This is a genomic window from Lacinutrix gracilariae, from assembly GCF_042684485.1.
Taxonomy (GTDB): domain Bacteria; phylum Bacteroidota; class Bacteroidia; order Flavobacteriales; family Flavobacteriaceae; genus Oceanihabitans; species Oceanihabitans gracilariae.
This window is the reverse complement of sequence record NZ_JBHULM010000009.1, coordinates 124,844-137,530: the sequence shown is the minus strand read 5'-3', so window position 1 is coordinate 137,530 and position 12,687 is coordinate 124,844. Positions and strand designations below refer to the sequence as shown.

13 protein-coding genes are annotated in these 12,687 nt (G+C 31.1%); 2 read left to right on the top strand and 11 right to left on the bottom strand.

The annotated features are described in order from the left end of the window. Positions 1–2: 2 nt before the first annotated feature. From ACFSSB_RS06805 to ACFSSB_RS06760, 10 genes are all read right to left on the bottom strand, one after another. A complete protein-coding gene (locus tag ACFSSB_RS06805) occupies positions 3–1,025 on the bottom strand; it encodes a glycosyltransferase family 2 protein (protein WP_379902371.1) in 1,023 nt (340 codons plus the stop codon). Positions 1,026–1,041: 16 nt separating this feature from the next. After that, the gene (locus tag ACFSSB_RS06800; protein ID WP_379902369.1) at positions 1,042–2,106 is read right to left on the bottom strand and encodes an acyltransferase family protein; all 1,065 of its coding nucleotides are present in this window, start codon (positions 2,104–2,106) and stop codon (positions 1,042–1,044) included. An 8-nt stretch (positions 2,107–2,114) separates the two neighbouring features. Beyond that, complete coding sequence (locus tag ACFSSB_RS06795; RefSeq protein ID WP_379902367.1) at positions 2,115–3,062, bottom strand: glycosyltransferase family 2 protein; 948 nt, start codon at positions 3,060–3,062, stop codon at positions 2,115–2,117. Between the two features lie 7 nt (positions 3,063–3,069). Beyond that, on the bottom strand, positions 3,070–4,023 hold the full coding sequence (locus ACFSSB_RS06790) for a hypothetical protein (RefSeq protein WP_379902365.1): 954 nt from the start codon (positions 4,021–4,023) through the stop codon (positions 3,070–3,072). Continuing rightward, complete coding sequence (locus tag ACFSSB_RS06785; protein ID WP_379902363.1) at positions 4,020–5,297, bottom strand: ATP-grasp domain-containing protein; 1,278 nt, start codon at positions 5,295–5,297, stop codon at positions 4,020–4,022. Before ACFSSB_RS06785 ends, ACFSSB_RS06790 begins: the two co-directional genes overlap by 4 nt. A 6-nt stretch (positions 5,298–5,303) precedes the next feature. Beyond that, complete coding sequence (locus tag ACFSSB_RS06780) at positions 5,304–6,368, bottom strand: DegT/DnrJ/EryC1/StrS family aminotransferase (protein WP_379902361.1); 1,065 nt, start codon at positions 6,366–6,368, stop codon at positions 5,304–5,306. Next, positions 6,365–7,009 (bottom strand): sulfotransferase, encoded by a 645-nt coding sequence (locus ACFSSB_RS06775; RefSeq protein ID WP_379902359.1) that lies wholly within the window; start codon positions 7,007–7,009, stop codon positions 6,365–6,367. Before ACFSSB_RS06775 ends, ACFSSB_RS06780 begins: the two co-directional genes overlap by 4 nt. A 3-nt stretch (positions 7,010–7,012) precedes the next feature. Continuing rightward, positions 7,013–8,245, bottom strand: a complete 1,233-nt coding sequence (locus ACFSSB_RS06770; RefSeq protein ID WP_379902357.1) for an ABC transporter ATP-binding protein — start codon at positions 8,243–8,245, stop codon at positions 7,013–7,015. A gap of 57 nt (positions 8,246–8,302) precedes the next feature. Further along, the gene (locus ACFSSB_RS06765; RefSeq protein ID WP_379902355.1) at positions 8,303–9,148 is read right to left on the bottom strand and encodes an ABC transporter permease; all 846 of its coding nucleotides are present in this window, start codon (positions 9,146–9,148) and stop codon (positions 8,303–8,305) included. Positions 9,149–9,256: 108 nt separating this feature from the next. Continuing rightward, positions 9,257–10,237: an SDR family oxidoreductase gene (locus tag ACFSSB_RS06760; protein ID WP_379902353.1), complete on the bottom strand. Its 981-nt coding sequence runs from the start codon at positions 10,235–10,237 to the stop codon at positions 9,257–9,259. Between the two features lie 373 nt (positions 10,238–10,610). Here ACFSSB_RS06760 and ACFSSB_RS06755 point away from each other — a divergent pair, with 373 nt between their 5' ends. Together ACFSSB_RS06755 and ACFSSB_RS06750 are read left to right on the top strand one after the other, a co-directional pair. Next, positions 10,611–10,982: an endonuclease domain-containing protein gene (locus ACFSSB_RS06755; protein ID WP_379902351.1), complete on the top strand. Its 372-nt coding sequence runs from the start codon at positions 10,611–10,613 to the stop codon at positions 10,980–10,982. A gap of 281 nt (positions 10,983–11,263) precedes the next feature. Then, positions 11,264–11,386: a hypothetical protein gene (locus tag ACFSSB_RS06750; protein ID WP_379902349.1), complete on the top strand. Its 123-nt coding sequence runs from the start codon at positions 11,264–11,266 to the stop codon at positions 11,384–11,386. On the opposite strand, the gene ACFSSB_RS06745 is transcribed toward ACFSSB_RS06750, so the two are convergent. Continuing rightward, on the bottom strand, positions 11,381–12,670 hold the full coding sequence (locus ACFSSB_RS06745) for a nucleotide sugar dehydrogenase (RefSeq protein ID WP_379902347.1): 1,290 nt from the start codon (positions 12,668–12,670) through the stop codon (positions 11,381–11,383). The genes ACFSSB_RS06750 and ACFSSB_RS06745 overlap by 6 nt on opposite strands. Positions 12,671–12,687: the final 17 nt, after the last annotated feature.

The following is a 12,687-nucleotide window of genomic DNA, read 5'->3' as shown; positions in this document are numbered from 1 at the left end:
TTTTATTTTACTTGATAAAAAATGATGGATTTAAATACCAATCGCAATATTTGCATTAAAGACAATTGATAGGCACTACTTTTTCTTAATGCAAAATACTGTAAAAATGTATTGGGATAAAATTGCTTTCTATTGGTAAAATATTTTTCAACAGCTAACGTATTAATATTCTCTAGATATTTGGCAAATGCGTCTTTTTTAAAGAAAGATACAGCATTTGATTGTATTAGTTTATTCTTTATTTCTACAAACTCTTTGAGCTGCTTAAAAGTTAAACTATCTTTATTAAGAACCTGTTTAACTGTAGTATATGCTTCGGCATTTAAATTGGCATTTAAATATTTTAAAAGCTGTACTCTTGTTTCTAATTTGCTCTCTAATTGTTTTTTCCTTCTAGTTACAGAAACCTGCCCAGCATGTAATCTATATTGTAATAAACACTCTTGAATATTTGCCAATGCGCCAAATTGCAACAAGGTTACCCAAAGGGCATAATCTTCTGCTGGTTCTTTTGTGGTATCATATTGCAATCCATTAGCATCAAAAACACTTTTTCTAAGCATTACCGTTGGATGACCAAAGCACGTTTCTTTTAAAAGTTTTAGTTTAATAGCTTCATTGTTTTCTGGTAATATTATTTTTTTAGTACTACCAATAATAGAATAATTAGTACCACAAGCTACTATATTAGTATTGCTTTCTAAAAAGGAAACTTGTTTAATAAACCGTTCTGGTAAACTTATATCATCGGCATCCATTCTAGCAATATATTTTCCTTTTGCAATAGATAACCCATGGTTTAAACTGTTGGTATAACCTGAGTTTTTAGGCTTAATGATTAATTGAATTCTAGAATCTTTAATAGATTGTAAAACAGAAACTGTTTTATCTGTAGAAGCGTCATCAATAATAATACATTCAAAATTTGTATACGTTTGATTTAAAATGCTCATAACTGCTTCTTTTACATACGCCTCACAATTATAAGTTGGGATTAAAACAGTTACTAAAGGATTTTTTGACATTTTTAAAAGATAGATCTTAATGAGGTTTAAAGCGTCTTTTTAATTGTAAAATTGGTTTTTCTACAAAGTAATAAGATATTATAGCAACTACAAAAACTAATATAATATTTAATGGGAATTTTTGAATCTCTAAACTACCACCTGGACCTGTTCTTAAAAACAAGCCTTGATATACATATAAACCATAGGATATTTTACCTATAAAGGCTATTGGTTTATATTCTAATACGCTAACTATTTTACTCTGTTGATTAAAATAAATCCATAATAAAAACACACAAACTGCAATAGGCTGTGCGGTTTCTATTAGTATAAAAGGTTTATATGCAATACATAGCTGCATGCAAAATAATACCAATGCAAAGGCAAGCGGCCATTTTTTATTGAAAAAAATATTTTTAATAAACACCTTTTTTTTGAAAAGGAGAATTGCAGATAAAGCGCCTAACATTATTGGTAAACAAGCAGGAATAAACCATCTATTTGGAAAAAAATAATCGAATAAAAAATACGTTTTACCAGATAAAATAATTGGATCTCTATAAAACACTTTTACTAGAATGCATAAAGCAGATAGTGCTATAATAATATAAACTACACTTTTTATTTTTTTAATAAAGCGAAGTAAAAAAGGCCAAATTAAATAAAATTGTTCTTCCATAGCCAAAGACCAAGTATGCCCTAACTCACTAACATAATACTTTAATGGCACAAAATTATACAAATAGAAAAAAGAGATACCTAGTGCTATATAATTTTCTGGTAAATATCCAAATAGCATCAAACCAAACACAATACTATAGAATAAAAGCAATGGAGGTAATAATCTTAAAAACCGTCTAATAAAAAAGTGTTTTATGTGTATTTTTTGAAATGTGTTTTTTTCATTTAACAACAATAAAGTAATTAAAAAACCACTAATAGTGAAAAATATCATTACTCCTGTAGAACCAGAAATAAGGTTGTAGTTTGTTTTTAAAAAAGTTCCATCTGCAAAAAAACGACTTAGACCAAGATGGGTAAGTAAAACAAAAATGATTGAAACCGCTCTTAAACCATCAAAACCTTTAATGTATTTCATTTGTGTCTTTAGCTTTTAAATAAATTATTTAAACGTAAGTATGCATAATAACACAACATTTTCCATTTAGAATTACTGTATTTAATCTTTGCTATTTCCTTATGTTTCTCCTTTATTTTCACTTTTACTACTTGCTTTTCTTCTGTATCTAAATGAGGAAAGATAATTTCAAAAAAGTTCAAATAATTTTGTCTAGCTTTTAATAGGTTTAAACCAGAATAAATTCCATTATCATGTACTCGATATACACATGTAACTTCATTTATACATTGTATTTCTTTATTTTGTGCTACTAATTTATAGATACTAATATCTCCAAATGGTACTTTTAAAAACCAATCTGGTAATACAAAGGGATTTGGTTTTTTAAACATCACGCTAGCGGTAACAATAAAATTATGTTTTTTTAATAAGTCAATATATTTAAAAGGCTCATTATTAAATACCTTAGGAATTTCATGTAATTTTAAAGTATTATTGGTTAAAACATTAGCACGAGTAAAACATATATTTACATCTGGATGCGCCTTTAAAAAATCAACTTGCTTTTGCAGTTTTAAAGGATCTGTCCAATAGTCGTCGCCTTCACATAAAGCGATGTATTTACCATTGGAATGTTTTAAATTCCACAAAAAACAATAACGACCTGTTGCACTGCCATTAATTTTTATATTATTCTTTCTATCATGAAGAAATAGCCTTATCGTTTCTGGATATTTCTCGGCATATTCTATACAAATTTTCCTTGTCTCATCACTTGAGTCGTCTTCACTAAGTAATATTTCATAAGAAAAATTAGTTTTTTGCATTAAAATACCGTCTAAGCACTGTCCTATATATTCACCGTGATTATACGTTTGAACACATACTGACAGGATGGGGTTTTGCACCACTTTATTAGATGTTTCATAAACATCTTTTTTTTGATATTTTGACTTAAAATCTTTAAAATTCATGTTATGCTCAAGGGTTAAACGACTCTATCTTTTGTAGAATTAACGTCTCTTGGTCTGTAAATCGTGCTAAGCCTTCAACATCACTTTCACCTACCGTTTCAGATACTTTATTTAAAGCAAGTCTCTTGTTAATAACATTTTCAAACACCTCCTCTTCTTTATAGTCTAGGCCAGACTTATCATAAAGAACTCTATTTCGATGCCTTTCAAATGGTTCATATTGAGATAAACCAACCCCTCTAGAGTGCATTTGATTATAATTAAGCAGAGCTATCAATTGTTTATTAGATATAGACGGATTATCGTTATTTATAGGTAAATTATAATTGTCTAATTCTAAAACGCTAGAGATGGTTTCATTCAAATATTCTGTATTTTTTATGAGGCTTTCAAAACTTAACCAATTTACAGTAACATCATTAAAATGATTTTTAATTTGCTTTTCCTTATTTAAAATATTTAAATCAGACAAAAAATTCCTATCACTAAACAATATACTCTGTCTTAAAAAGTAAGCATAACTATCTTTATACCCCATTTTAACAAATTCTTTATAAAGACTATTTAATAACGTTATAGGTTCTCTTTTTATAATTAAAATAGAAACTTCATAACCGGAAAATAAAAATGCTAATCTCTGTATTTTATCTACGCTATCTATTTGCTGTTCAGAAAATTTAAAACTTAAATGTTCACTTGAAAAAAGAGGTAACAAATCAGAACTACTAACAAATTCGTCTATGATTTTTTTTGCTAGTTTTTTATTTTGATTCCAATAGCTATTATTTGCATATTTCAATAATGACTCAAAAACAAATTCAATATCTTTGTTGTAATAAGAAATGTTATCATGAATACCAGATCCTGCATAATTAATTTGAGGATGTTCCTCAAAAAAACTTCTTTGCAAAGTCGTTGACAAGCACTTAGGATACCCTATATGGAGACAAACTTTTTTCATATATGCATTAAGGCTTCAATATTATCAGGAGCAAAAACAGGTATACTTAAATTTTTATGTACTTCATAGCGTTCAGCGTATGAATCATCAATAAAAATAACATCTTTATCAGGAATGTAATTATATTTTTTATCCGTTGCCTCCAAATGTATAATTTCATCAAAAAGCTGAAGCAATTTGTATTCTTTTAAAGTTTCTATTATATTATTTTTATGTTTTGTAATCAACACTACAAGTTTTTGTTCATTTATCAATTGATAAATAAATTTAACTAAATCAATGTTTATTTTACCTTTTATTAATAAACAATCATCAAAATCTATATAAGCAGAATTATATTTTATGTCAATTCGATATCTATTTGTAAGCGCCCTATCCAATTCGATATTATAATTATTACAAAATATTTTTACATCTATATTAAAAGCATCATAAATACTTAGAAGTGCAAAATTTATTCCTAAATTCCTATATAATGAAGACGAACCTGCTAATCGGCTAGCTATTTCAAGTAAAACTAACTCTTGATTTATATTCTCTTTGACTTGAAAAAACCATGCTCCACGAAACTTTAATGTTTTATTAATTTTTTCTGCAATCTTTAAAAAACTGTCCTCATCTTGAACAGGAACAGTTTGTACACTAATTCCATTCTGTATACGTTTTCGCTCACGAGCGCCAGCAAAAAGTAATTCGCCATGCCTATTTGTAAAGCAATCTACTGTATATTCATTTCCTGGTAAGTATTCTAAAATAATACTAGTTGGAAATAGTTTTAAATGTTCCTCTCCTTCTGAAATGGAATGAATTTTTTTCGCTCCTCTAGACCCATACCCAATATCAGGTTTCATAAATACAGGAAAGCTTCTAATATCATTGAGTTTACTGTATACCGTTGGTGTTTTAATTAATTTATGGTAAAATTGATATGTTTTAGTTTTTGACAGACATAATTCTGTTGTATCGGCTTCAGGTGTGATTAAATTACAATTTAACTCAAATTTATTTTTTGATAAAAAAGAAATCACACTATCCATTGCAGGGTAAATTGCATCAATTTCATATTGCTCTACGATACTATTGAGTACTTCTAAAAACCCTTTCTCAGAATAAAAAGGTAAACCTCCAATATATGTTTCATACATCATTCTACCATGATCTTGAACACTACTAGCTCCAATGAGGTTTACATGATTTGAGAATTTTAAAGATCTATGAATTTCCAAACCAATTTCTGACCCACATGGGAATACTAAAACATTTAAATTTTTCATTAAAAACTATTCAATAACTCCATAAATTATTTTACTTAAAAGCTCGTCATCCATACCAAAAAATAAAGGTAAACATAATATTCTTTTGGAAATACTTTCAGAAATCGACATTTTTTGGTTTACTAAATAAGGTAGTTGATTTAAACTAGGGTAAAAATACCTTCGGGGATATACTCCTTGAGACTCCAATCTATACTTTACAATTAATAATTTTTCTTCTGTATCAAAGATGACAGGAAAATAACTGTAGTTCCAATCGGCACCTTCACGTACCTTCAAATACTGTAGCCCATTTGCTATTAAAACATTCTTATATTTTTTCACAGCTTGTTTTCTACTACTTATAATTTTTGTCATATAAGGCAATACAGCCAACCCCATAGCTGCTTGTGGTTCACTCATTTTCGCATTAATCCCTAAACCTTTAAAAGCCTCTGGCCCATCATGTCCAAAATTATGATGGGCAAACATGGTTTCAAAATACTTGGGCTTGCAAAATAAAGCCCCGCCTTCTCCGGTATGAAACAGTTTTGTAGCGTGAAAACTACAAGTACTCACATCGCCATAATTAAAAATAGATTGCCCTTTATAAGTTACACCAAAACAATGTGCCGCATCATAAATAACTTTTAAGTTATATTTTTCTGCAATGTTATCAATAGCTTCAATGTTGCATGGATTTCCAAATACATGTGTTGCCAATATGGCTGTAGTTTTATTAGTAATTGCAGCTTCTATCTTCGTTTCATCTATGGTTAAATAGTCTGGATGAATATCTACAAAAACAGGGGTACAACCTTCCCAAACAATACTAGAAGTGGTTGCTACATAACTAAAAGGGGTGGTAATAATTTCACCTTGCAAGCCTAAAGCCTTTATAGCTATTTGTAAGGGCAAAGTGCCATTCGTCATCGCTATAATATTAGATGTTCCAAGATACGTTTGTAATTTCCCTTCTAATTCTTTGACCAAAACACCTCGATTTGTCATCCATCCCGTATCCCAAGCCTGTTTTAAAACTGCTTGATATTCTGCTTGTGGTGGTAAAAATGTTTTAGTGACGTTTATCATTTTATGCCATTAGTTTTATTTTCCCAAGGAAATGTTGTGTATTTTGGAATTACCCCTATAAAATCAGCAAGCTTCGTAACACTATCTGCTTCTGAAACATTAAGTATCAATAAATTATTTTTATTTTTAAAATAATCTTTAACCCCTTTATTTCTACTTTCGTAAATACCAATTAATTTTTCTTTATTATAAATATCGCCAACCGTTTCCCCATATTTTTCGTAAAAAGTTTTCCAAATAAAGCCTTTATAAATATACGTTCCGTTTTGCAAATCTTCTTTAGTGGGAATCCTTCCTTTTTTTCCAAAAAGTTTACTATGAAATTTTGTAATAGAATTATACCATTCTTCAGAAGTGCTACGTTCTGTTAAAACAAACTTAGCATTAGGAAAATAATGATCTAATAAAACATATAAATAATCATTACTAAATGGAATATCTTGAAATACCTGAGCTGTTTTACAGTAATTTAAAATAGGTTTCCAATTTCTATTTATATACGCATCAATAAGTAATTCTGCTTTACGTTGATTCCCTACATTATAACCATGGTCTTTAAAAAAAGTTTCTAATGAGGTAGTTCCCGTTTTATTTTGACCAATACAGAATATTTTTTGTTTATTTCTTCTTAAAAAACACATAGGCTATATCATTGCGTAATTAGCTTCTAACAAAAATGGCGGCCAAGTCTCTATCTCATTAATCATTTGAAAATCTAAAACCCCATTAATTCTTAAATAAGGTTCTTTACTCTTCATGTTATTAACGGAAACATTAACACTATAAACTCCTTTTGAGAGTTGTAAATTTTCATGTGTAATTCTAAACTGAATCTCGTTAGTAGAAAAAGTAATATCAGATCTTTCTGTATTAGGTTCTAATAATGCTACAGGGCGTTGTTCTTTGTCAAAAATGGTTATATTAAAAAGCGGTAATTCTTTTAAAGTATTATTCTTAAAAGTTAAATCCATTGTCAGGTCACTGCCCCATTCTACTTGAGCAACATCATTTATGTTTTTTTTATTTAAAATTTCAATTTTGTCCAATGCCAAACTACCATCGTCTAATACAACATTACTTTTATTATTAGCAAAGCGAGTATAGTATAAATCAATAGCTTTACCCACTTCCTGTCCTTGAAACTTTGCGCATCCATGTTCCATTAATATTATCTGGTTACAAATTCGCGAGACCATCGGCATATTGTGACTCACAAATATAATAGCTGTATTAGGTAAGATGGTATCAATTGTTTTAAAACATTTTAGCACAAACCCTAAATCCCCAACCGCAAGTACCTCATCAATTATCAATACATCGGGTTCCATTTGTGCGGCAACAGCAAAACCCAAACGTACTTTCATACCAGAACTATAGTGTTGTACAGGCATATCAATAAACTCTTCCAATTCTGAAAAAGCTATTATTTTATCTAACTTAGTATCTATTTCTTTACGGCTAAAACCTAAAATAGCACCATTGTTATAAATGTTTTCTCTACCACTAAGTATTGGGTTAAAACCAGCGCCTAATTCTATTAAAGCACCTACACGCCCTTTTATAGTTACGCTACCTGCATCTGGGTTAATAAGTCCATTAAGTATTTTAAGTAAGGTACTTTTTCCTGCGCCATTATGCCCTATTAATCCCAAACATTCTCCTCGTCGCAATTCAAAATTAATATCTTTAACTGCCCAAAATTCTTTATGGCGTAACGCATGCTCATTAGTAGAAGTAGAACCTCGTACACCACTCATTAAATCTTTTACACCATACCAAAGACTAGTTTTAAGATCCTTGCAAAATTTCTTGCTTAAACCTTCTACTTTTACAAGTACTTCTGGAGTATTAGATGGTGTATCATTATTTTTAGACATGTAATCTATTTTATATTTTCATTTTTATTCTCTCTCCTCTATTCTCCAAACTAAATATCAAGCACTTAAACGTTCTACTATTATAGGAATAGAAATTCGGTAAATAATTAAACCTAAAAACAATAAGGGTATACAAACTAACATTACTCCAATAAAATAGTTAATATGTGCAGGGTGAAAACCAACCACCAAATCTCTTGCGGTTAAAACCAATGGTGTTATAGGATTCCATGTCATTAAATGATGCATAATACCTGTTTTAGGTATGGCATAAACTACCGGCGTGGCATACATTAAAAACTGTAAACCAAAAGTAATAATCTTACCTATATCTTTATACAACAACCCTAATGGGGTTACAAATAAACCAAGAGTAGTACCAAACAAGACGGCACCTATTATGGCTACAGGAAACAATAATAGACTCCAATGAAAGCCTACACCGTAAATAAACACAAACAACACCAATAAAATAATTTTTATAAAACTATCAAACAACAACTTGTATATTCCAGATACTAGAAGCGCTTCTTTAGGAAAATTTATTTTGGTTAAAATACCTTTAGCGGCATTAGTACTTTGCATAGGGGAATTAATAGAAGCTACAATAATAGACCATATTAAAGTACCCGAAAAGGCATACACTGGATATGGTATTCCGGTATCTGATAATTTTACGGTACCACTATTATTTAAAACAATCCAAACCATTGCGGTTGCTAATGGCATTACAAAAGCCCAAACAATACCCAAATATGATTGGCGGTATTGTGCTTTTATATCGCGTTCTGCCAATTGTCTTGCCAAAAAACGAGAATGATACATATCCCTTAAACTGGCTTTTAACAGCCCTCCAAACTTTATGGTTCGTTCTTTTTGATAAACTCTAGTCTCTAATGCCATGAATAGGTTGCAATGCTAATAATATATTGAAAAGTAACTTAGGGCTAATATAAGAAAACACAAGGTTTTATCTAAAAAAGATTCAAGATATTTGATCTATTGAAAACATTAGTCTTTAAACCAATCCCAAGTAATTTTCAATCCTTGACCAACCGTATATTCTGGCGCATACCCCAGAAGCTTTTCTGCTTTGCTAATCTCTGCTAATGAATCTCTTACATCTCCTTGACGTGTAGGACCATATATTGCTTTTAACTCTTGATTTGCTGCTTGGTTTAGGGTTTCCCATAAATAGTTCACAGAAATACGTTCTCCACAGGCAATATTAAACACTTCATTACTCGCGTCTTTAGAAGCAAAGAAGCCTTTTACATTGGCTTGTACCGCATTGGCAACAAAGGTAAAATCTCTAGTTTGCTCGCCATCGCCATGAATGGTTGGCGCTTTCTTATCTTTTAATGCCTGCATAAACAAAGGAATTACTGCAGCATAGGCACCATTAGGACTTTGCTTGGGGCCAAAAATATTAAAGTAGCGTAAGCCTATAACATCGGTATTATAGGTTTTGCCAAATACATCGGCATACAGCTCATTAACGTATTTAGTAACCGCATAGGGAGATAAAGGTTTCCCTATATTGTCTTCTACTTTTGGCAAGGCTTTACTATCGCCATAGGTAGAACTGGATGCTGCATATACCATACGTTGTACCGTAGTGCTTTCTTTTAAAGCAACAAGCATATTTAAAAACCCATTTATATTTACCGCATTGGTAGTTATTGGGTCGTTTATAGAACGTGGTACCGAACCTAATGCTGCTTGATGCGAAACATAATCTATATCTACCATGGCCTTTTTACAAGTTTCTAAATCTCTAATATCGCCTTCTACTAATTCGAATGCTGGGTTCTCCATAAATTCGGTTAGGTTTTCTCGGTATCCATTAGAAAAATTATCTAATACACGTACTTTTTTTGCTCCGAATTTTAATAGATACTCCACTAAATTAGAGCCTATAAAACCTGCTCCTCCTGTTACTAAAAAACGGGAATTTGATAATTCTTGTGTGTGGTATGGTTGTGTGTACATGCTATTTTTATTTAGAATTAAAAGTAAAGGTTTTTAATTAACATAGAAAATAAAAACAGTTTATAGTTCATTTTATTAGTTAAAAAACACAAACAACAACACCGCTCCCCTCTTTAGTTAAAGAAGGGAATGAATTTACCGAAGTGCAACAAGGTAAAGAAAGGGGAGTTTGAAAAAAAACAAACATATAATTGGAAAATAACCCCTCCGTCTAACCCTCCTATCGTCAGACATGGCCATGCGCTAGCTCGCCCCTACACTAAAATAGTCCACAGGACTATTTTTTCACGTTTGGTCGCCTTCAACTAAAAGGAGGAGCTAGAGTACATGTAACTTTTTAAATAAATATTAAAAATTTCTGTATTTTTATATAATGGCTAATCAAAAGTTACATAATAAAAAAGAATTTCAAGAACGTAGAAAACAACTGCGTAAAAACCTTACTCCTACCGAAGCTTTTTTATGGTCGAAATTAAAATCTAGACAACTAAACAACAAACGTTTCACCAAACAACATGGTATTGGCTCTTATATTGTTGACTTTTATTGTGCTTCTGAAAAATTAGTCATTGAATTAGACGGTGATGTACATAACAACCCTATTGCTCAAGAATATGATAAAAAAAGAACTCTTTTTATTGAAAACAAAGGCTATAAACTTATCCGATTTGAAAACAAAATGGTTTTTGATCATTTACCTTCTGTTTTAAAAGAAATTCAGGATAACTTTAATACAACCCAATAACAATACAACACCGCTCCCCACTTTAGTTAAAGAGGAGAATGCATTTATCGCAGTGCAACAAGGTGAAGAAAGGGGAGTTTGAACAAACAAACAAACAAACAAACAAACAAACAAACAAACAAATACTTGGAAAACAAACCCTCCGTCTAGCCCTCCTATCGTCTGACATGGCCATGCGCTAGCTCGCCCCTACACTAAAATAGTCCACAGGACTATTTTTTCACGTTTGGTCGCCTTCAACTGAAGGGAGGAGCTACTAAGAATTAAAAATTATTCTAATTATGAAAAATATTATTGCAAGACAGCTCCCCACTTTAGTTAAAGAGGGGAATGTATTTACCGAAGTGCAACAAGGTAAAGAAAGGGGAGTTTGTATAAGCAACCAGCTTCAGTTAGATCTATAACCTTCCGTCTACCTGATTTATAGGCAATAAAGACTTTACATCAAAAATTACTCCTATAGGTGATTTTAACGCATCAATATCTAAGGATAAAAACTCATTATGGGAAACTGCTAAAATAATAGCATCATAATTAGCGCTAATTTCTGTTTTAGAACATAACAAATCAAAACCATATTCGTGCTTTACTTCTTCTGAAGAAGCCCAAGGGTCAAAAACATCTACATCTACATGATAAGTTTCTAGTTCTTTAATGATATCTATCACTCTAGAGTTTCTAATATCTGGGCAGTTTTCTTTAAAGGTGATTCCTAAAACCAAGACTTTAGCACCTTTTATAGTAGCCCCTTTTTTTATCATCATCTTCACGGTTTCTTGTGCTACATAACTACCCATACTGTCATTCATTTTACGTCCTGCTAAAATAATTTCAGGATTATAACCAGACTCTATGGCTTTTTGTGCCAAATAATAAGGATCTACACCAATACAATGCCCACCTACCAATCCTGGAGTGAAGTTTATAAAATTCCATTTGGTCCCCGCTGCTGCTAAAACCGCTTTAGTATCTATATCTAGTATTCTAAATATTTTAGACAACTCATTTACAAAAGCTATATTAATATCACGTTGTGAATTCTCTATAACCTTTGCTGCTTCTGCTACTTTTATAGAAGGTGCCATATGGGTTCCTGCAGTGATGATCGTTTTATATAAATCATCAATAACTGTGGCTATTTCTGGAGTAGAACCAGAAGTTACTTTTAATATTTTTGTTACTGTATGTTTTTTATCTCCCGGGTTAATACGTTCTGGGGAATAGCCTGCAAAAAAGTCGACATTAAACTGTAATCCGGATTGCTCCTCTAATATAGGAACACAAATATCTTCGGTAACACCAGGATACACGGTAGATTCATAAATAACAATATCTCCTTTTTTCAACACCTTAGCTACCGTTTCACTGGCTTTTATAAGTGGTATAAAAATAGGTTTATTTAATGCATCTGTAGGCGTAGGTACCGTAATGATAAAAATGGTAGATCCTGCTAAATGTTCGGGTTTATTAGTAATAAAAAGCCCTTTTTCTATAGTTGTTTTAGACACTAATACTTCTTGTAACGCAGGGGGTTCTACCTCTAAGGTTTTGTCTACTCCTTGCTGTAACTCGCCAACGCGATGTGTGTTAATATCAAAGCCTATAACAGGATATTTTTTGGCAAATTCTACGGCCAATGGTAAGCCTACATACCCTAAACCAATAACGGTTATTTTATGCATTTTCATTATTTTTATAGATTAAT